Source organism: Halopenitus malekzadehii (assembly GCF_900108505.1).
GTDB lineage: Archaea > Halobacteriota > Halobacteria > Halobacteriales > Haloferacaceae > Halopenitus > Halopenitus malekzadehii.
In genome coordinates, this window is the sequence record NZ_FNWU01000004.1 from 156,973 (window position 1) to 177,607 (window position 20,635).

At 59.6% G+C, this 20,635-nt stretch carries 13 protein-coding genes, 2 tRNA genes and 1 pseudogene; 11 read left to right on the top strand and 5 right to left on the bottom strand.

Annotated features, from left to right (window positions below; translation table 11 throughout):
• Positions 1-136: 136 nt before the first annotated feature.
• From BLW38_RS09430 to BLW38_RS09440, 3 genes are all read left to right on the top strand, one after another.
• Entirely contained in the window at positions 137-4,291 is a 4,155-nt protein-coding gene (locus BLW38_RS09430; protein ID WP_092816996.1) for an Eco57I restriction-modification methylase domain-containing protein, read from the top strand.
• A complete protein-coding gene (locus BLW38_RS09435) occupies positions 4,284-4,994 on the top strand; it encodes a hypothetical protein (protein ID WP_092816997.1) in 711 nt (236 codons plus the stop codon). Before BLW38_RS09430 ends, BLW38_RS09435 begins: the two co-directional genes overlap by 8 nt.
• A 101-nt stretch (positions 4,995-5,095) precedes the next feature.
• Positions 5,096-5,362: a hypothetical protein gene (locus BLW38_RS09440; RefSeq protein WP_092816998.1), complete on the top strand. Its 267-nt coding sequence runs from the start codon at positions 5,096-5,098 to the stop codon at positions 5,360-5,362.
• 396 nt (positions 5,363-5,758) lie between these two features.
• Here BLW38_RS09440 and BLW38_RS15785 read toward each other — a convergent pair whose 3' ends face one another.
• Both BLW38_RS15785 and BLW38_RS09445 read right to left on the bottom strand, forming a co-directional pair.
• On the bottom strand, positions 5,759-6,757 hold the full coding sequence (locus BLW38_RS15785) for a hypothetical protein (RefSeq protein ID WP_143040835.1): 999 nt from the start codon (positions 6,755-6,757) through the stop codon (positions 5,759-5,761).
• A gap of 164 nt (positions 6,758-6,921) precedes the next feature.
• Positions 6,922-8,613, bottom strand: a complete 1,692-nt coding sequence (locus BLW38_RS09445) for a hypothetical protein (protein WP_092816999.1) — start codon at positions 8,611-8,613, stop codon at positions 6,922-6,924.
• 235 nt (positions 8,614-8,848) lie between these two features.
• Between BLW38_RS09445 and BLW38_RS09450 the strand changes: the two genes are divergently transcribed.
• From BLW38_RS09450 to BLW38_RS09465, 4 genes and pseudogenes are all read left to right on the top strand, one after another.
• Entirely contained in the window at positions 8,849-9,811 is a 963-nt protein-coding gene (locus tag BLW38_RS09450; protein WP_092817000.1) for a hypothetical protein, read from the top strand.
• A 318-nt stretch (positions 9,812-10,129) separates the two neighbouring features.
• A tRNA-His gene (locus BLW38_RS09455) sits at positions 10,130-10,201 on the top strand.
• Positions 10,202-10,269: 68 nt separating this feature from the next.
• Positions 10,270-11,085, top strand: coding sequence for an HNH endonuclease (locus tag BLW38_RS09460; RefSeq protein ID WP_092817001.1), 816 nt, complete (start codon positions 10,270-10,272; stop codon positions 11,083-11,085).
• A 113-nt stretch (positions 11,086-11,198) separates the two neighbouring features.
• Positions 11,199-12,900 (top strand): annotated as a pseudogene (locus tag BLW38_RS09465) (DUF1508 domain-containing protein).
• 136 nt (positions 12,901-13,036) lie between these two features.
• On the opposite strand, the gene BLW38_RS09475 reads toward BLW38_RS09465, so the two are convergent.
• Both BLW38_RS09475 and BLW38_RS09480 read right to left on the bottom strand, forming a co-directional pair.
• Positions 13,037-14,263, bottom strand: a complete 1,227-nt coding sequence (locus BLW38_RS09475) for a CBS domain-containing protein (RefSeq protein ID WP_092817004.1) — start codon at positions 14,261-14,263, stop codon at positions 13,037-13,039.
• A 290-nt stretch (positions 14,264-14,553) separates the two neighbouring features.
• Positions 14,554-14,627 (bottom strand) — tRNA-Lys (locus BLW38_RS09480).
• 161 nt (positions 14,628-14,788) lie between these two features.
• On the opposite strand from BLW38_RS09480, the gene BLW38_RS09485 reads away from it, so the two are divergent.
• The 3 genes from BLW38_RS09485 to BLW38_RS09500 all read left to right on the top strand — a co-directional run bounded on the left by BLW38_RS09485 (position 14,789) and on the right by BLW38_RS09500 (position 18,098).
• Positions 14,789-15,721 (top strand): Vms1/Ankzf1 family peptidyl-tRNA hydrolase, encoded by a 933-nt coding sequence (locus BLW38_RS09485; protein ID WP_092817005.1) that lies wholly within the window; start codon positions 14,789-14,791, stop codon positions 15,719-15,721.
• Between the two features lie 234 nt (positions 15,722-15,955).
• A complete protein-coding gene (locus BLW38_RS09495; protein WP_092817007.1) occupies positions 15,956-17,251 on the top strand; it encodes a glucose-6-phosphate isomerase in 1,296 nt (431 codons plus the stop codon).
• Positions 17,252-17,360: 109 nt separating this feature from the next.
• Complete coding sequence (locus BLW38_RS09500) at positions 17,361-18,098, top strand: CPBP family intramembrane glutamic endopeptidase (protein WP_092817008.1); 738 nt, start codon at positions 17,361-17,363, stop codon at positions 18,096-18,098.
• Between the two features lie 27 nt (positions 18,099-18,125).
• On the opposite strand, the gene BLW38_RS09505 is transcribed toward BLW38_RS09500, so the two are convergent.
• Complete coding sequence (locus BLW38_RS09505) at positions 18,126-19,409, bottom strand: DNA double-strand break repair nuclease NurA (RefSeq protein ID WP_092817009.1); 1,284 nt, start codon at positions 19,407-19,409, stop codon at positions 18,126-18,128.
• A gap of 163 nt (positions 19,410-19,572) precedes the next feature.
• Here BLW38_RS09505 and BLW38_RS09510 point away from each other — a divergent pair, with 163 nt between their 5' ends.
• Complete coding sequence (locus BLW38_RS09510; RefSeq protein WP_092817010.1) at positions 19,573-20,607, top strand: formyltetrahydrofolate deformylase; 1,035 nt, start codon at positions 19,573-19,575, stop codon at positions 20,605-20,607.
• Positions 20,608-20,635: the final 28 nt, after the last annotated feature.

Consider the following 20,635-nt stretch of genomic DNA (forward strand, 5'->3'; position numbering starts at 1 on the left):
CTGGTTAGAAACCGATGGAAGGTAGTGTAATAAACTGTTGGGTTGATAACAATGAGCAATACCATCAGTTCCTGATATCGAAGGGTGGCTCCGGTATTTATTTGTGCGCGCCACAGCCCAATACGGTATATCTCGCATGAGCCAGTCGACACTTCAGGAGCGATCCTACCACAACTCGGCTCTATTTTCCGGCCATTATCTCGATGAGCGGGTCCAAGAACGGGACGAATGGGACTGTGATGATGCTGCTCAGGAAGCGATGGACGAGCTCCGGACGCTCTACGGTCTGGAAGGTGATCTCGTCGAAGGCTACGGCGAAGATGCTCTCATCGACAATTGGATTGACGAGGTGCTCGATGTCCTTGGCTACGGAACGCAGGACGAAGTAACGCTCCCGGATGGAGGTGGTTTCGTTGACGAACTGCTCTTTGAGACACCGACAGATCGCCGAGAAGCCGCAAAGATCTATCTGGATACCCAAGACACGACCGACCTATTCGAGCGTGGTGTCGGTATCGTTGAGGCTAAGCAGTGGGATGCTGATTTTACGGTCCAATTCAGCGAACAGCGTCCCTATCGAAATGCCTCTCACCAGACCAAGCACTATCTGGAAAATACCCCGCCGAACATCCAGTGGGGCGTGCTGACGAACGGCCGCAAGTGGCGGCTCTACGGCACGAACGACTACGAAACGCAGACCTACTATGAGGTCGATCTCCCCGAACTACTCCAGCGAGGCGATTTAGAGGCGTTCAAATATTTCTACGTTTTTTTCCGGCCAGCTGCGTTCCGTGAATCGAGTGGAACGAGGTTCCTCGACGAGGTCTGGTCAGAGAGCGAAACGGCTTCGCAGGAACTCGGTGAGAGCCTCCAAGACAATGTATTCACCGCGCTCCGGGTACTCGGTCGCGGGTTCGTCGAGACCAACGCTGCTCTTGACATCGATCCCGACGACGAGGAGGCCCTGGATGAACTGAAGGAGCAGTCACTCGTGTTCCTTTATCGGCTGATGTTCGTGCTGTACGCGGAGTCTCGGGGACTCATCCATCCCGATAATCAGTCAGCACAAGACGAGTACGACCAGAACTTCAGCCTCGACGAGCTCCGGCTGGACATCCACGACACCATCGGTGAGGTTGATGAGGGGTTCGAAGACGAGTTCAGCGACTATTCGACGACGATGTGGAGCCGGTTGGAAGATCTGTTCCGACTTATCGATGAGGGTGAAGAGGATCTCGGCATCCCACCGTACAACGGCGGCTTGTTCGACCACGAGGCACATGACTTCCTGACCGACCACGAGGTGAGCAACCAGTACCTCGCAGAGGTCATCTACCGGCTCTCAACCACGCAAAACGACGAGGGGCGGTACGTGCTGGCGGACTATGCTGACCTCGACACACGTCACCTTGGGAGCGTCTACGAGGGTCTGCTTGAACACCAGTTCCGTATTGCGCCTGAGCAGTACATGGCGGTCGCCGAAGACGGTAGCCAGGTATGGAAGCCAGCTACAGAAGTAAGTGACTCAGAGGCTGTCGAGAACGTTCCCGTGGGTGGATTGTACGTTGTCAACGATGAGGGAGAGCGGAAAGCCACAGGTGCGTACTACACGCCTGATTACGTGGTGACGTATATCGTTGAGGAGACAGTCGGGCCGCTGGTCGAGGAGATACGTGAGGATCTGATTGATCAAGGATTCGAGCCAGGTACACAGGAGTACATCGGGCCGTTCTTCCGGCGCGTGACTGACCTGAAGATTCTTGACCCAGCGATGGGTTCGGGTCATTTCCTGACGAAAGCGACGGGGTATCTATCTGAACAAGTGATGGCTGAAGTTCGCGAGGCTGAATCCGAGTTCGGTGTTGCCTTCGACGAACAACACATCCGGCGAGAAATTGCCAAAGAGTGTATCTACGGCGTCGACCTGAATGGGATGGCCGTTGAGTTAGCAAAGCTGTCGATGTGGCTGGAAACATTGTCAGCCGACCGTCCGTTGGCGTTCCTTGATCACCACTTCAAGCAGGGCAACTCGCTGGTCGGTTCAGACCTCGAAGCCATCGAAGAACTGGAATCAGACGCAGCCAGCGAGGACGACCAATACTCGCTGGCGGAGTTCGGCGCAACACGTGAGGGAACGATCGAACGCCTGATGGACGTCTACAGCGAGTTCCTCGCCATCGAGAACGAGACCGTCGAGGATGTTCACGAAATGAAGCGTAAATATGCCGAAATTGAACAAGATGAGCTCCGACGCAGGTTAGTGTCGATTGCGGATGTCCGAACAGCCGAGGACTTTGGTGTCGATCTCCCCTCGGGAGCATACGAACGTATGGCTAAGGCTCTCGAAAGCGATGAGGCGTGGTCAGAAGTGGAGGAGCAAGACTGGTACTCAACCGCCATGGAAATGAGTGACGAGAAGGGATTTTTCCATTGGCGGCTGGAGTTCCCAGAAGTGTTCTATGGAGAGGATGGCACACTCCACTCGGAAGCTGGGTTCGACTCAATAATCGGCAACCCCCCATACGTACGTCAAGAACAGATCCGTGAGTTCACAGAACTATTTTCGACCAGATATGACGTATACGCCTCAGCAGCAGACCTCTATACCTACTTCGTGGAGCGCGGATACGATCTACTGAACCATAATAATAGTCTGGGATACATCATTTCCAATAAATTCACTCGAGCCGAGTACGGTGGACCACTGCGTCAGTTTCTTAGTGAAAATACGCGGCTGAGAACGATCTGTGACTTCCACGACCTCCCAGTATTTGGTCGATCGGTGTCCGCCTATCCGTTAGTAATTGTATTTGATAAGCAGATACCAGAAACCGAGAGTACAGTCTCAATCACTAATGTTGAATCACTTGAATTCAGCAGTCTACGGTACGAAATTGAGCGGAATAATACAATCATTGATCAAGACCGTCTGACTGGTTCTGGATGGTCTATTTCGACCCCTGAATCAATAGCGTTGCTTGATCAAGTTGATGAAACTGGTATTTCTTTAGAGGAATATCTTAGTGTAGACATATACTGGGGAGTGAAAACGGGTCTTAACGAGGCGTTCATTATAGACAACGAAACTCGAGAACAGATACTCGAACGAGACCCCGCCTCCGAGCAGTTCATCTTCCGGTTGATGAAAGGTGACGACGCGGAACGGTACCTCGCTGGATTCTCGGACAGGTACTTAATCCGCGTTCCTTCGGGCTGGACTATGTCTGAATCCGGACTAAGCTCGGAGTCTGAGGCGTGGGACTGGTTTACATCTGAGTATCCAGGGCTTGCCGAACATCTTGGTAACTTCCGCGAAGACGCTCAATCGCGCTACGACCGAGGAGAATGCTGGTGGGAGCTTCGTCCGTGCGACTACTACGAAGCATTTGAACGCGATAAGATCGTGTATCCGGAGATCTCGGATGGACCCCGATTCAGCCTCGATTTCGATGGCACGTATGCTAACAACAAATGCTTCGTCATCCCCGAGACCGACTACGCTCTGGTGGGCATTCTCAACTCGACACTTGGTGAATTTTGGGCGAGAAGTAAGCTGTCCACCGTTCGTGGAGGTTATCTGGAGTATCGAACAGTTCACCTTTCTGAGTTCCCAGTTGTCTCGGAAACCGGGTCAGAACTTCCGAGTACCGTCAAAGACATTATCGACTTGATTGCCGAACGACGTCCCCTCAATCTCAACCTCTTGGATTACATCCGACCATACTCCGAGGGACCCTCTCTGTCTAATATCGGCGTGTATCAACCGCCGGAGAAGGTGGGAGAGTCGAAGCTTGCCAAAACAAAAGATGACCTAACTAATCTCCGTGTCGGACAGGTCGTATGTGAACGTGATGGGCCTGGGTCGGTCACGGTTTTCGCTACCGCCCGTTACAAACCCGACGACGAAGATCGTCATGAGACTGATCAGTGGGGATACACAGAAACCGAACCGATGCCAGCCATGCGATTGACGGATCTTTCAGAGACCGAGGCCAACCTTGTGGAGGCTTTCGTCCCCGTCGCCGTTGAGGAGGCCGGTGGGTTCGCAGGATTCCGTGAGACGGCTACAAAGACGAACTCATTGGTCGACCGGCTGGAAGCGATGACGCTCCCCGACCCTGATGAGACGGCCGATGATCTCGAACGGTACAGGGGTGCTGTAGAACGAGCGGAAGATCTTGACGAGAAGATTCAGCGGACTGACGATCTGATTGATGACATCGTCTACGACCTCTACGAGCTGACTGACGAGGAAATCGAGATCGTCGAGGAAGCTGTCGCCGATGACTGAGACGCAACTGGACGAGTTCGATCCAGTGGCCGAACGAGTCCGACAACAGCTTCACACCTTCCCCCTCAAATTCCGAGAGTTGGGTGAGGGTGGCAAGTTGAGACAGATTCTTACTGACGGTGAAACACAGACGCTCCCCGGACCCTATGTCGGCCAGCAACCTGAGATGTTCACCGAGCAATATCTCATCGAACCCGTGCTCCACGGCCTGGGGTACATTAATCCTGCATCGACCGAGTACGATGGGGTCGGAGCTCACTTTGTTCGTCGACCGACTACGTTCCGGAGCGTCGAAAGTAAGCGCCCGGACTACCTGTTGAAGCAGGTCGACCCGTCGTTAGTCTGTATCCTCGAAGCTAAGGCCGCAAACAAGGAACAGAAAACGAAGCGTGCGGCGACGAGCGACATACGCGAGTACATCGAGGTAAATGCCTTCTGTAAGTACCTCCGCGAGATGGAACACGAGCAGATGATTGCTATCGGGACAGATGGGCTCCGCTGGACTTTGTGGCGCTCTAACCTTCACAACAACACGGAGGGACAGGTATGTCGAGTCGATCTAACTGAGGAAATTCGCGCGATAGCAAAGCAGCTTGACGTGATTGAAGGTCAGACAGACAAAACTCCGAACGACATACGAAACGGAATCAAGGAGTTCGTCAAGTATTTTGCTGCGGTTCGACTCCCAGACGTGATTGAGTAGCTTTCCCCATTCGGAGAGCATTGGCGTTTGGTAGGTGAATCCCGAATAGGGATTCAATGCCGGCGGGAGAGTTATGAAACTCGCCAATCCAACCATCTCATATGCCATCAAATCTGGTTGATTACGAGGATGATAAACGACAGGAGAATCCGGGATCTGATCGCCAGGGTGCGTTCAAGCGAGGGTGGGGAGCTGCAGTGAAAGGCGAGGAAGACTCCTCCCGATACAATACCGACGCGGAGCTAACGAACCTCACGTGGGATAACCTCGGATATCGTCTTGGACGACTATTCGGTCCCACATCGGACGATCTGAAGCAGGAGCTGTTCGAGTGGTGCGCCGCTCACCAGAAAGAAAATGCCGAATAGATACCGTGATAGTCCGGAATTCCAGGTTTAGAAACGATTTACCGGGAAACCGAATCCATGCCACCACCGATGTCGGCCTTGACCCTGTTCGGCCCCAGAAGCGTGCCTCGCGGTTTTAGCTATCATCCGCCTCTTCGCAGATATAACGTTCAGCGTTTCGTGACAAATACTCCTTAACGAATTTGCCAATCTCACCGAGGGATCAACACTCATCACGCTGCTATCGCTCGACCGATTCCGCGTCTCCGAAGAGCAACAAGTCGCCATGGAGTTTCTGGACCATGGCCCTGACGAGAGGTTCATTACCACCGTTATGCGGCGATTGTTATATAGCTAAGAATTTTCTATCCTAAGCTCGTAGACATTCAGCAGTATTGACTGAAAATACAAGGCTACTCAAATGTAGGAATAATGGTGTGCATGATAGGTTGTTCCCCTGTCTTGGAGTAGGTGAGAATCTTGGTGAAACACTCCTCTATTCTCTGCTGTCTCAAGCATCTCTCTTACTGAGGTTCCATCTCGTATGTCAACCCATCCGCTCGTGAGCGGCTCGTTAGCCGCCTCTTCATCAAAGATATCCCGATAAGATACACGCATCCTGAAGCCAAGAGTTTCTATCTCCTCATCTTGTAAGGCATCTACTCCTTCGGAAAATGAAAGTCGATTAGGGTTGCCAGGATCTCCTCCAGGTTCCACAAACCGTTCAAAATATGTGCGGAACTGAAGTGTCGCATCTTCTTTCTCACGTAGTATTTCTGGGGTACGCACCTGAGCTAAATTGTCATCAGATGTCTCTCTACGTGGTGTCGATGCTTTTCCAATATAGTGTGCTTCGTGAGTTATTTCGCCGTGATTACGCGTATCTGAGGTTGAGGTGAAAATATTTTCCGACAATGGCGTTAGCTCTATCCCACGATCGTAGTCAGGTGGACCGTCCATAGAACTCTCGCTAACGAAGAACTCAACATTGACCTCGAATTGTTTTGCTAAACCTGTGCCTTCATTTGAGCACTGGAGTTTCACCTCGTCATCTTCAACATCATCTACAAATATATCTACTTCAGGAATGTATTCAGCGCCCATTATCTTTTGTTGTTGCTCTTGAATAGATGTCTGTTCAGCACTGAGATCTCTCTGGTCTCGTAACACGCCTGTTTGGCGGTAATAAATATAGATGAGACCCGCAGAAAGAGCTAAATTCACAACAATTCCAAGTATAGATGCCGAAACTTTTCCAATCTCAATAGTATCTGCATCTGGAAATAGAGAACTAACAGCAGAGAAGGTAATAATCGCCCAAACAGCAATAGTGGCTATGACGAGTAGCAGACTGAGCGCAGCAAAAACGGCTGACCGCAGAGGGGCGATTTCAACATCAGACAATTCTAAGTCCATCAGTCCTGTAAGTCCTCTTTATTGCTGAGTTTGAGTGTCATGATAGCATCATTATAACGCGGGTGTGTTATCTGCTACGGTGGACGAGTTTGACCAGAATGACTGACTGGATGACTGTCTTAGAATGTATCGACAGACGTTCGAGGAGTCCGAGTGAGTCGCTGCTAATGAAGAATGCCGACAATAATACATCGCTCCTGCTCGTCCCCGATCGGGAGGTTCAGTAGATTGAAGTCTGTGTACTCTACGTTTCGGTCGGCCAGCTCTTCAAGCACGTGGCGCTGAACTCCGGACACGCGATCGTCCCCCCACTTTTGTTTCCGTAAACCGTCGATACGCCGAGTATCCTCGTCTACACCCCAAAGGAACAGCTTCTCATCGTAGTTCCGACTCTCTTTTTCGATGTTTTCGACGATGCTTGCTGCGGTGTCCTCTTTGCTAAGATCGTCTTTGTCTTTGTATTCGATCAACCCATCTCCCTCTTTTTCTTTCGTCGTCACAACATCGTGCTGGCGGGTTGCTCCATGGTTCAGATTGATGAGCTCCTTGATACCGTTCTTGAACCCAATACTGATACAGTCGGATTCGGCGAGTATATGAAGGAAAACAAACCCAAGACAGCGTCGTACTGTCTGGCCCGTGGCGTTGTCTAAGTGATTGTGGGTGGTTGCGAGCAACGAGGCTCTTTCCGGAGCGATTTCAGCCTTGTCGATGTTGAGAAGCGAGAGTCCGTTGAGTTTGAACTCCTCTGATGCGAACGACTCCGACGGGTGATAAAGCGAAAAGTCGGCGGTGTCGATTAGGTCACGAAAGATGTCACCCGCAAAGTCGGCACTCAATGCGATTGAGTTGTTTGCGTACATCACGTGGATATGGTCGGGAACCTCTCCCTTCGGCTGTACTTCTGGCTCACCATCCTCGCCCTCAATAATGACCTCGCTTTTGTAATCGGTCAGAGTCACAGCGTCGCTGTAGGCCGAGGGGAAATCGTTCCCAGGAAGCCGCTTCAGATCATTGTATCGGCGAGCCTGTCCATCGAGTTCGTAGCTGTACTCCTTGAACTCGCTCATGAAACTCTGCGGCCTTTCGTAGGAGTCTCGCCCCCATCGGATTTCCTTGATGTTGTGCGAGTGGCCGTTTGAGAGTTTGAACCTTCCATTAGAAAACTCAAGCGAGCCTTGCTGGAGCCACCGTTCTTCCATCTGATCGTTGCTGAACTCGAACTTACACTCAATACCGTTCTTACCCTCGTAGTGACATATTATTTGGATGTTCTTGCGACGGTAGTTGAACCGCTTCTCGGAGACACCGAGAAAGTCACGGAACGAACCAGAGTCTGTGTCAGTGAAATGTGAGAACTTAATATCGTCTTCTAAGTCCTCGAAATAGGCCGCACTAAGGATATTATCGACGTCAAGAAATCGGCGGACGAGTTCCACGTCGCCACTCTCCTCTTGGATCGACATTCCACGTTCTGCTTTGACGTGCGCGAGCAGGAAGTCGGTTTCATAACAGACTAACATCGCGTATTTGTCTTTTGTCCGCTGCTTGGACTGGAGAGAGTCGCAAAAATTGGCGAGAAAGAGCTTGACGTTCATCTCTTTGTCCGCTCCGGATCCTATGATGTCAACGGCGTAGTCGAAAGCGACCTCACCCATCTCCGCATCCTTGAGACTTGTCGGGTACTTCAGCTTGTCTTCCTTAATATGGGTTAGAAGCTCGTCCACTTCGTCAGCCTGAGGGATACGCGTAGCATCCAGCTTTGGAATACCACGTGAATCGACCTTAATGGGCCTGTAGAATACCAAGGCCTCTGCTGGAGTGGATTCCTCACCAAAAGTTTCTTGCTCTGACATATGACGCACTCGTTGGTCCTCCACTTTTTTCTACGACATTATTATTGTTGGGTGACCGATAAGCGCGCTGTATTCACGACACTGACCCCTCACATCCTGCACATCTCGACAGGGGACGTAATCATCTATTTTCACAGAAAATAAGAGGATATGCCAACTCCAGCGGCGGCCTTGGCTCCGACCGCTCCGAGAGGCGTCCCTCACGGTTTTACCCTCCGTCTGCGTTCGCCTGAACATGGCTTTCAGCGTGAACTGGCATACGCTCCTCGACGCACTCGACAATCTACCCGAGGATGCTACGCTGATTACGCCGCTGTCGCACGACCGATTCCGGATCGACGACGTACAGGAGCAACGCGTCATAATCATTTTTGAAGACACAGCCGAGAAGCGACCACTCCAGCGCGACCAGTTTGAGACGTTGTACCGACGTATCACCGACGAGCCGAGCGGCTTCGAACTTGATCGGCTCCCGCCAGACGCGGACCCGTACCCGGCGGTATTGAGCCTACATCCACGCTTCGAGATCGACGAGGATGCGGGCGTGATCACCGAGACGGACGGCCCGACGTCGACGCAGCTCCTTGATGCCGACCCCGACACCGAACAACGGTCAGAGCCGGACTTGGACGTGTATGCAGACTCACTGCTGCTCGTAGACGCCCTTGAGCGCCACGACGTGACCACGTTGTCGGAGATGGAGACCGACGCGCTGGTGAACCTCTACACGCTGTTGTCGGATGTCCAGCGCAACGCCAACGACCTCCGCCAAGATGTGGCTGGCGTGCTCCTGAACCGACTTCACCACGATCGACCTGTGAGCGGTCCCTTCGGTTCGGTTCAGCGGACGACTCGTCGGAATCGGTCGTTGAAAGACGAGGACGAGGTACTGGCGAAGCTGGAGGTCGAAGGGATTGACCGCGAGCGCGTGACGGGAATTGATCGGAGCAAGGTCGACGACGCGTTAGAGGTCACAGACTTGTCCGAGACGGATGTGTACGACATCGAGGAGAGCGAGTACGTCCGCAAGGCCGACGTCGACGAGGAGGTTAAAGAAACGCGTCTACAGGGCCTCAAGGAACAGCTCGCGGCGACGGAGGGTGAAGAGGCCGAGGAACTACGCCAGGAGATCGAGGATCTTGAGGGCCGAATTGATGAGCTCACGAGCTTTCGGACAGGAGCAGAAGTCCACGAGTGAGATGCCGGGTTCGTTTTTCGGTTGAAGGACGGGTGTGGGGCTCAGAGTAGTATTATCGGGGAGACCGAGGAGGTGCCACTCACAAACGATTGACTGAGTAGCGACAGGCCACATGTGAGCTACCTCCTCGATAATCCTGTCTGTACGGACGCGCACTGCGGGTACAAAGTATAGAATATTCGACTATTTCGTGTTCTTTTATATACAAATCGGCTCACTGAGTCGGCGATGCCTATGGGGTCTGAAAGCCGGGGATTTATTTCGGAAGCCTCGGACAGTAGGTGTAAGAACAGCGCAAAACCGCAGGACGGTGATGGAATCGGGTTAGGGTAGTGGTTATCCTTCAGCCTTGTGGAGGCTGAGACGCGGGTTCGATTCTCGCACCCGGACTCACAACATTTTTGACATATTTGTCCTCGGGAGAAACAATTATCCTCGAAGACGGCACAGGTCGTGGTATGGGTCACCAGTGTCCACAGTGTGATGAATACTTCGAGAGTCGGCGCGGGCTGGGCGTTCACCACAGCCAAATACACGGCGAGAAGCTTCCCAATCGAACGTGTGACCACTGTGGCGAACGGTTTCACTCACCGTACGCGAGACGGTACTGTTCGGAGGAGTGTCTCGACCGATCCGGAGCATACGCAGGGGAGAACAACCCGAACTACCGAGGCGGAACGACGACGACGTCGTGTGATCGGTGTGGGTCGGAGTTCGAGTACTATCCGTCCGAGAAACCGGGGAAATACTGTCGGTCGTGTGTCGAGTCGGGTGACTGGCAGGATCCGCCGACCGTCTCGGGTACCGATCATCCGAACTGGAAGGGAGGGACGGAGCGGTGTGAGTGTTCGGTCTGTGGAACGTCGGTGGAACGACGCCCCTTCGAACGCGATCGATACGACGTGGTTCTGTGTAGCCGGTCCTGTCACGCCAAGTGGCTCTCGGAGTCGTTCGCGGGCGAGGGGCATCCGAACTGGACGGGCGGGAGCGACCGGAACTACGGACCCGGATGGGCGGCGGTTCGCCGGCGGGCGCTTGAGCGCGACGAATACGCCTGCGTGAACTGCGGCACGACGCGGTCGGAGCTGGGTCGGAACCCCGACGTCCACCACCTGCTCCCGGTCCGGCTGTTCGCGGAGTCGGACCGTCACACGATCGCCGACGCCCACTACCTCGGGAACGTCGTCACGCTGTGTCCGGGGTGCCATCGACGGGCCGAACACGACCGAATCCCCGAAATCCGACTTCGTGAATCAGCCAGTTTGACGGGATGACCCACGAGTCAGCCCCGTTGTCAGGACCGGTTCGGTCGTTTGCGAACATCGTGCGATCGCCGCCGTCGTCGATCGCCCATACTGGTAAGTATCACCACGACAATAGACACCATATGTCTGATCAAGGTGACCCGAATCGACTGACGGACGTGTACACAACCCGGATCGGAACGCCGCGAACCGACGACGAGGTACGGGGGTACTGGCTCTTCGCGCTCGGAGCGCTGCTCACGCTGCTTGGGGTCATCATCTATACAGCCGGCACCGCCGGTGGATCCGGACCGTCCACGGTGAACTACGCGTATCGGCAATATGGCGTGGTACTCAGCGGCATCGGGGCGCCGCTCGTGATGCTGGGAGCGATCGTTCGGTTCCCGCTTCGACGGCGGGCCACGACGCTTGCAACCCTCGGGACGGGCGTCTGTGTCGTCGCGCTCGCCTGGTTCGTGGTGGTCTACCCGGGTGGCTGGGAGCCGGGAGCCGGGCATACGGGCGTGATGGCGCTCTACACGCTTGGGATCCTGTTCATCGCCCTCGCGGGGGCGATCGTGCCGATCGCCACCGATCCGGTATACGAAGCACACGAGCAGTTGCAGGAGACGGCTGCCGGGACATCGGCGGCGCTCGAGGGGACGGAAACGCGGGTTCGCGAGCTGGAGGAGGAGCTGTCGGCGACCGAGGGTGAGCTGGAGGCGGTTCGAAGCAGTCGGGCCCGGTTTGAACTGTACGAGGACGCGGGCGGCAAACACCGGTGGCGGCTTCGCCATCGAAACGGGAACGTCATCGCCGACTCCGGACAGGGATACAGCTCCCGGCAGAAGTGCCAGCAGGGGATGCACAGCGTGATGCGGAACGCGCTCGGCGCCGGCGTGTTACGGATCGAGCCGGCCGAGTCAACGGCCACGGTCGAAGACGAGGAAGCGTCGGAGCCCGACGACGCCGCCGAACCCGATCTTGCGGTCCCCTCCGAATCGGTCGCGAGCCAGAGCAGCTTCGAGCTCTTCGAGGACGCCGCCGAGGAGTGGCGTTGGCGGCTTCGCCACGACAACGGCAACGTCATCGCCGACTCCAGCGAGGGCTACGCCTCGCGATCCAACGCGGTTCGAGCGATGAACGGCGTTCGCTCCCACGTCGCGAGTGCGGATTATCTCCACGTCGATCCGACGGCGTTCGAACTCTACCGTGACGCCGCCGGCAAATACCGGTGGCGCCTCCTTCACGAGAACGGCGAGATCCTGGCCGACTCCGGACAGGGGTACTCCTCGCGGGCCAAAGCCCGTCAGGGAGTCGACAGCGTCCGGTCGAACGCGGAGGGCGCACCCGTCGAGATCCTCGACGAGGAGTAGCGCTACCGGCACGGCTCGGGTCGACGCCACCGGTCCGGGTCGGTCCCCGATCACCCCTCGTTCGGCGGTACAATTATGTCGCTGCCCGAACAGTATTACTCGAACTATGGCCGCAACTTTCGAAGTCTACGAGGACGCTGCCGGCGAGTGGCGCTGGCGGCTCCGACACGACAACGGCAATATCATCGCGGATTCCGGGGAGGGATACGCGTCGAAGCGCAACGCGACGGACGCGGTCGAACGGGTCCAAACCTACGTCCCCGACGCGGACGTGCTCGACATCCAGGACGCCGCCTTCGAGATCTACGAGGATGCGGCCGGCGAGTGGCGCTGGCGGCTCCGGCACCGGAACGGGAACATCCTCGCCGACTCGGGCGAGGGATACGCCTCGCGGGCGGGGGCCGTGTCCGCGGTCGAGAGCGTCAAGCGGGATGCACCGGACGCGGACGAGACCGAACCTGACGAGTGAACCGACTCGGCCTGCTCCGCCCATAGACGTGGAGACCGATCGCCGTTCACCGTTCGACATCGGTCTGTCCCCGCCGTCCTGATCCTACCCAGTCCGTTCTGGCTGCCCAGTCCGTTCTCGTTGGCCGGCCGGCTATCTACGAACGATCCCCGTTGATCGCGGACGTGCCACGATCGCCGCCGAGCGCTCGGCCGGTGATCATCGTCGGCCGGCCGCTGTTCTGGATCACGTTGAACGCCGTCATCAGGTCGGTCCGCGAGACGAGCCCGACGAGGGTCCCGTCGGCGTCGACGACCGGCAGTCGGCCGACGTCGTTGCGCTGCATCGTCTGCAGCGCGTCCATCGCCTCGGTGCCGGGCGAGACGGTTATCAGATCGCGTTCCATCACGTCCTCGACGAGGTAGGCGTCGCGTTCGACCTCGGATACCCCCTGAGCGTCCGCGAGCGTCACCATCCCGACGAGGGTCTCATTATCCATCACCGGGAACCCGGTGTGGCGCTCCCGGAACATCCGGTCGATCAGTTCGGCGACGGTCGTCTCCTCGGTGACGACGTCGAGTTCGGGCCCGGGCGTCATCACGTCGGCGACGGTCACGCCTTCGAACGCGGCGTTGAGCGTGGTCTGTTGGGCCTCGCCGGAGGCCGCGATGTAGATGAACAGCGCGAGGAAGATGAGGAACCAGTTCGAGAACAGCCCCACGATCGCGAGCATGAAGGCGAACGCCTTCCCGATCGCGGCGGCGCGCTGTGTCGCTGCGGCGTGGGGGGCGTTCCGTGCAAGCAGCGCCCGAAGGACGCGGCCGCCGTCCATCGGGAACGCCGGAAGCATGTTGAACACCGCGAGGACGACGTTCAACACCGCCAGGTAGCCGAAGACGAACCGGACCGCATCGACGCCGCCGAGGACCGCAATCGAGTCCGAGGGGAGTCCGCTCGTGAGGAGGAGGACGCCGTAACAGCCGACGCCGACGGCTATCGACACCGCCGGTCCCGCGACGGCGATCCAGAACTCGTGACGCCAGTCTTCGGGGAACTCGGTGAAGCTGGCAAGTCCGCCAAGCAGCCACAGGGTGATCGAGTCGATCTCATACCCGTACCGCATCGCCACCAGGGAATGGCCGAATTCGTGCAGCAGGACGCCGACGAATAGCCCCAGCGCGGATGCGAATCCCAGGATCCACGGCATCGATCCACCGGCGAGATTCGCGGCGTCGATCGACACCGGCAGCGCACCGCCGATCGCCGACGCGATGGTCGCGATATCCTGCCCGATCAGGAAGGCAAAAAACGGGAGAACGAGCAGGAACGTCCAGTTGAGTCTGATCGGGATGCCGAAGGCGCTCCCGATCTTGATGCCTCGCATATCCTCCCGTTCGGGCGCATCCGGTATAAGCGTGGGGCGGACACGTTGGCGATCGAGACGGATACGCGGGACGTCGACGTGGCGTTCACCACCCAAATCCCCCCCATCGAAGCCTCGTCTCCCCTGCCGGTCCACTCGATCGCTTGCTGTCGCTTGCGGTCTCGTTGCACGGGCCGGGAGGGATTCGAACCCCACTCACACGTGCTCGCTCCGCTGCGCGCGTGCTCCCTGGTTCGAGTCCCACTTGTCGGTTCACTCGACCGCCTGCTGTGGCTTGCGGTCTCGTTTCACGGGCCGGGAGGGATTCGAACCCCCGACCGTCCGGTTAAAAGCCGGACGCTCTCCCTAACTGAGCTACCGGCCCGCACTCGCCTCTTACGGTAGGGTACGCATAAGCGTTTAGGAAACGACCGTCGGCGGGAGCGATCGCGGTGTCGTCATCGGGCGGGCAGCGGTCGATCGCTCGTCCGTCACTCGCGGCGATCGACGCCGACGGTTTAAGTTGCCCGTACCACGCGTGTCTGTATGCTCGATGAGTTGCTCGGCCGGGCCGAGCTCAAATCGCGGATCGAGGAGCTCGAGGAGACGAACCATCACCTCGAACGGCAGCTCGAGGCCGAACGGGAGCGCCGCGCCGAGGCGACCGCCGCCAAACAGGACGCCGAGGAGCGCATCAATCGCCTCGAGGACCGGATCGAGGAGCTCGAGGACCGCGTTGAGCGCGCGAGCGGCGATGACTCGGAGCGGGAGTTCCGACGCGTGCACGACGCTCGCGGCGCCAGAACGCGTGACCTGTTGGATCGGTTGTCGGCGATCGAGGCCGGGAACGAGGGCGCGCTCACGGCGATGGTCGCGAGCGAGGATGCCGTTCCCGAGCCGGTCGCCGACCACTACGGCGACGCCACGCCGCTGGTCCGCCGGGCCGCACCCGCAATCGTGGTCGCCGACGATTCCGGGATGATCAGCGCCGCGTTACGCCCGCCGATCGAGCCCGCCGAGACGACCGCGGGGTGGGACTCCACGTTCGCACTCCCCCGCGATCGGTTTCTTCCGACCGGCAGATTCGGGTTCGCGCTCGTTCGGTCGGACCTGTTCGCCGTCGGCGTCTACGGTGAGGGGACCGATCCCGGTGGAGACGACGTCGAACGAACCGACTACGAGGGGTTCGAAAGCGACGTGAAAAGCGCCCACTCGAAGGGCGGCTTCTCGCAGGGTCGCTTCGAGCGCCGTCGTGATGACCAGATCGACGAGCACCTCGATGCAGCCCGGGACGCGCTCGAACCGCTCGCCACCGACGCGGACCTCGATCGGCTGATCGTCGTCGGCGAGCGAAGCGTTCTCGGCGACCTTCGGGATCTGGCCGACGTGACGGACGTCTCCGACGCGACCGGCGATCCCGAGACGGCGCTCGAGGCGGCCTTCGCCGACTTCTGGACCACGCGTGTGTACGCGATCTAGGTCTATATCTCACACGGGGATTGGCACGACGTCCGGTGGTGGCACCGAACGCTTCGCGACCGCCCCGCGGACCCCGATCCTCCGGTTCCGTTCGCCGATCTCGTCGGAACCAACGCGCTGTGGGCGCTGTTGAACCCTGATGACCCGGTCGTCCCGGCCGATCCGGCGACCGATCGATCCGACCTGTCGCACGGAGACGATAACCCCTAAGTCCGGTTCGCCCGGTCGTCCGGTATGGACGTCGACATCGGCAACGTTCTCGGGACGAGTCCGGGACTGACGACGGAGTACCTCGACCGGCTTGATGACCGAGTCACGGACGCACACGGGACGATCGAGGACGGGATGGCGACCGAGGAGTTCGGCTATGCAGCCCTGACCCTCCCCGAGACGGCGGATCCGGACACGATCCGAACGACGGTTTCGGGGTTCGAGGACCCCGAGGCGGTTGTCACCGTCGGGATCGGCGGCAGCGCGCTCGGCGCGGCCACGCTCGCGAACGCACTCGAGTCGGACGTCGACGCCTACTTCCTCGACAACGTCGATCCGGACCATACGGAGCGACTCCTCGCGGAGCTTCCGCTCGCGGAGACGGTCGTCAACGTGGTGTCGAACTCCGGGACAACCGCCGAGACGCTCGCGAACTTCCTCGTCATCCGCGAGGCGATGGATCGGAACGGCGTCGACTGGACCGAGCGCACCGTCGTCACTACCGGTCCGGAGGGCAACCTCCGGCGACTCGCCGATCGGCACGACCTCCCGGCGCTCGACGTCCCCGCGGGCGTCCCCGGTCGCTTTTCGGTGCTCTCGACGGTTGGACTCGCAGTGGCCGCGCTTCAAGGTCACGACGTCGAGGCGATCATCCGGGGTGGCGCGGACGGGAAGGCGAGCCTCGCCGGATCGCTGTACGATTCGCCCGCATACGCGTACGGCGCGGTCGCGTACGCGCTGGCCGAGCGCGGGGCGTTGACGAACGTCCTGTTGCCCTACGCCGAGTCGCTGGAGACGTTCGCCGAGTGGTTCGCTCAGCTGTGGGCCGAGAGCCTGGGGAAGGACGGCGTCGGACAGACCCCCGCCCGCGCGCTCGGTGCGACCGACCAGCACTCCCAACTCCAACTCTATCGGGCCGGACCGCGGGACAAGCTCGTGACGTTCGTGCGTCCACGGGAACGCGCCGACGTCGCCATTCCCGAGACGGACCTGGAGGGATTGGCCTACCTCGGCGGCGGTTCCCTCGGCGGGCTGCTCGACGCGGAGTTCGAGGCGACGGAGGCGAGTCTGGCGGCCGCCGACCGGCCCACCGTCCGGATCGAGATCGATCGCGTCGACGAGCGTGCGCTCGGCGAACTCCTCTACGGGATGGAGGCCGCCTGCGTCCTCTACGGCGAACTCGCCAGTCTCGAGACGTTCACCCAGCCGGCCGTCGAGTGGGGTAAGCGGGCCGCCCGCGGGCTTCTCGGCGGCGGGGACTTCCCGGAAGCGGACGCCGTCTCGGACAAGCGGGAGCTCGTCATCTCCGGCGATCGGTGACCGGATTCCCCTTCCGGATGTTCGGATTCCCCTTCTGGATGTTCGAACCTCCGTTCCGGACGTTCCAGTTCCGGTGTGCCTATAGGACGCCCCGTTCTACCGGTGTCCAATGGCACGGCGACCGGCGATCGTCGAATACGGCGAGCACGCGTGGACGCTCGGGCAGGGGCTCCTGGTCGTGCTCGGGGCGCTGCTCGTCTCGAGCGCGATCACCCAACCCTTCACGGATCTCGTCGTCGGAGCGGGACTGGTCGCCGCCGACGGCTGGGGGGAGACGGTCGTCCGAACGGTCTTCCAGTTCGTCGGGTTCGGGGCCGCAGTCGGCGGATACCTTGCGATCGCCGACGACTGGGACCTGATCGGGATCGGTCGAATCGATCCCCGAAACGCGGCGGTGGTCGTCGTGGGGACCGTCGTCCTCCTCGGGATCCAGTTCGCCGCCCTCTTCGTCTTTGACCAGATCGGCGTCTCGACCGGTGAGAACCAGGCGATCCTGGCGGGCCAGTCGGCTCCGACCTACTTCCTCTATATGGTCGCCGTCTCGATCCTCTTCGTCGGTCCCGGCGAGGAGCTGTTGTTTCGCGGCACCGTTCAAGGGCTGTTCCGCCGGTCGTGGGGAGCGTGGCCCTCGATCCTGGCCGCGAGCGCGATCTTCGGCGCGATCCACGTCCCCGCGGTCGTGGGCGCGGCCGGCGAGGCAGCGTTGTACGCGGTCGTCGCCGCCGGGCTCGGCTGCGTGCTGGGGTACCTCTACGAACGGACCGACAACGTGCTCGTGCCGTGTCTGGTGCACGGACTCTACAACGGCACGATCTACGCGATCCAGTACGCTGCTCACGTGACGTGAGCCACTCCTCGATCGGGACGACCGTTCTCACCCCTCGACGTCGGGCCAACGGACGTCGTCGTAGGACCGCAGCTGGTCCGTGTCGAACTGCTCCGCGAACTTGCGGCGGATGGAGGCCGTCTCCGCCGATCCGATCCTGGCCAGCGAGTCGGCCTTCGCGACCGCTTTCGGCGGGCCGCGTTCGGCGGCCACCTCGGCGAGAACCTGGGTCGTCAGCGCCCGCCGCGTGTCGGGATCGCGCGTGAACGCGTAGGGTGCCTCGAGCTTATAGGTCACGTCGGTTCTGGGGTCATAGATGACGAGGAACGTCGGCTCGTAGAGTTCCGGATCGAGGCGCCGATCGACGCCCAACGCGTCCCCGTCGGCGGCGACGTGGCGGTCGGTCCCGCCGCGGCTCCGGAACCACGTGGTCGCGGTGAGCTCGTCGGTCACGCGTTCTCCCCGGCGGGTCGACCCCGATGACGTCACGCTCGAGCCATCCGCGTCGGTGCGTCGCTCGAGCAACCGAGTGAACAGCGCGGCATCGTCCGGCCAGGGTGCGTCCATCCCAGCGTTCGAGAGCGCGCGCGTGATCGCCCGCCCGGAGGGGTTCTTCACGAACCCCGCGATCGGCGTGCCGGATTCGATGAACGTCTCCACCAGCCGAACGTAGTTCTCGATGACCGACCGTGGCTTCGCCTCGCGAGCGAGATCGCCGAGCTCGGGATCACGGTCGACCCAGGTGAACAACTCCTTGGGGTAGATGGGCCCGTCGAGCACGAGCAGGTCGGTGACCGTGTTGGCGTGGTCGAGCGCGTGTTTACTCTCGGCGAGATACAGCGCCAGGGCGTGAACGACCCCCTCGGCGTACCGGTTGATCGGCGGCGCCTGCAGCACGCGCTGTTGGGTGTACCCCTCGTCGCGGCGCCCCCAGTCCGTGTCGTGGTCGACGGTCGTGTCGGCGGTGTGGACGGTCGCGACGATCGTCCGCGAGCGGTGGAGGTCCAGGTCGGTCGGGTTGGCGGCCATCGCCGCGTGGGCGACGTCGACGACGAGCCCGTTCTTGAACGTCGTGGGGTTGATCGTTCCCGAATCGAGCCCGTGAACCGTCTCGAAGGGGGGATCCGTGAGCGCGACGTCGTCGATGTCGACGCGGTGGCGTGCGTGCTCGTCGACCGGCTCGAGGATCACGCGACCGTCCCGGCGAAGTTCCGGCAGCCAGTCCGCCCACACCCGTTCGGCAAGCCCCTCCCGGTCGGCCGTCTCGACCGTGCCCGCGATGGTCGACGCGAGGCGCGCGATGTTGTCCACGTGGATCGGATCGAGCGTCACGGATACTCTGGGGGCGGGACGTCTCAAAAGTGGGTCGGTCACGGCACGGATCGCGTGGTGTGATGGCACTGATCGATGGGCGTGGACGACCGAAACGGGCTAAACCGTCGACCGTGTTGGCGGACGTAATGCATCCGCTCGACCTTGCGGAGGTGATCGGCGTATGACCCGCGAACTCACTGAGATCACGGTCGTCGGAGGAGACAAGACTGGACTCATCGCCCGGGTCACCTCCGCGTTGTTCGAGCGCGGGGTCAACATCGAGGACCTCGATCAAGCCGTCCGCGAGGGTATCTTCCGGATGACGATGCGCGTCGACGCCAGCGAGCTCGAGACCTCCCGCGATGAGCTCCGGCGGACGCTGTCGGATCTCGGTCGCGAGCTCGACGTCGAGATCCAGGTCCGCTACCCGAGCGACCGCACCGCACGCCGGGTCGCGCTGCTCGTGACGCAGGAAACCCATACACCCGAGGCGCTGCTCGAGGCGGAAGCGAACGGCGACCTCCTCGAGGATGAGGCTGACGGGGTCGAGATTCCGGTCGTGATCGGCAACCGCGGCGATCTCCGCGATCTCGCCGAGCGATACGACAAACCCTTCTACGACATCGGCGACGGCAACGGATCGCCGGATGAAGACCGGTTACTCGATCTGCTCGCCGAGTACGACATCGATCTCATCGTCCTCGCACGGTATATGCGCATCCTCTCGCCGGAGGTCGTCTTTCGGTATGAGGGTCGGATCATCAACGTTCACCCCTCGTTGCTTCCCGCCTTCCCGGGTGCACAGGCCTACCGGCAGGCGAAGGAGGCCGGCGTTCGGATCGCCGGCGTCACTGCCCACTACGTGACGACCGACCTCGATCAGGGGCCAACGATCGCCCAGCGCGCCTTCGACATCCCCGACGGCGCCGATGTGGAGACGATAAAGCGCCGCGGACAGCCGCTTGAAGCAGACGTCCTTCTCGAGGCCGTCCGGCTCCATCTCGCCGACGCGATCACCATCCACAAGGGTCGCGTCCACCTTCGTTCCGAGTTCGACTCGACCACCGAGGAGGACAGCACCACGATAGCCGATACGATCGATGACGCACAGCTCGGGCTGTCACCGGCGGCACGCGAGGCGAATCCCGAGTCGCCGGTCGACGGCGAATCCCTTTCTGAGACCGCCGTCGATACGCCGGCCCCGGGCGACGACTGACGCGGTCCGGCTTTCCCGTTTTCGACGA

Coding starts and splice junctions, on each gene's coding strand:
- BLW38_RS15785 (WP_143040835.1), bottom strand. CDS start 6,757: ATGGACTTAGAATTGTCTGATGTTGAAATCGCCCCTCTGCGGTCAGCC.
- BLW38_RS09475 (WP_092817004.1), bottom strand. CDS start 14,263: ATGCGAGGCATCAAGATCGGGAGCGCCTTCGGCATCCCGATCAGACTC.
- BLW38_RS09485 (WP_092817005.1), top strand. CDS start 14,789: ATGCTCGATGAGTTGCTCGGCCGGGCCGAGCTCAAATCGCGGATCGAG.
- BLW38_RS09450 (WP_092817000.1), top strand. CDS start 8,849: ATGGCTTTCAGCGTGAACTGGCATACGCTCCTCGACGCACTCGACAAT.
- BLW38_RS09500 (WP_092817008.1), top strand. CDS start 17,361: ATGGCACGGCGACCGGCGATCGTCGAATACGGCGAGCACGCGTGGACG.
- BLW38_RS09445 (WP_092816999.1), bottom strand. CDS start 8,613: ATGTCAGAGCAAGAAACTTTTGGTGAGGAATCCACTCCAGCAGAGGCC.
- BLW38_RS09495 (WP_092817007.1), top strand. CDS start 15,956: ATGGACGTCGACATCGGCAACGTTCTCGGGACGAGTCCGGGACTGACG.
- BLW38_RS09460 (WP_092817001.1), top strand. CDS start 10,270: ATGGGTCACCAGTGTCCACAGTGTGATGAATACTTCGAGAGTCGGCGC.
- BLW38_RS09435 (WP_092816997.1), top strand. CDS start 4,284: ATGACTGAGACGCAACTGGACGAGTTCGATCCAGTGGCCGAACGAGTC.
- BLW38_RS09430 (WP_092816996.1), top strand. CDS start 137: ATGAGCCAGTCGACACTTCAGGAGCGATCCTACCACAACTCGGCTCTA.
- BLW38_RS09510 (WP_092817010.1), top strand. CDS start 19,573: ATGACCCGCGAACTCACTGAGATCACGGTCGTCGGAGGAGACAAGACT.
- BLW38_RS09440 (WP_092816998.1), top strand. CDS start 5,096: ATGCCATCAAATCTGGTTGATTACGAGGATGATAAACGACAGGAGAAT.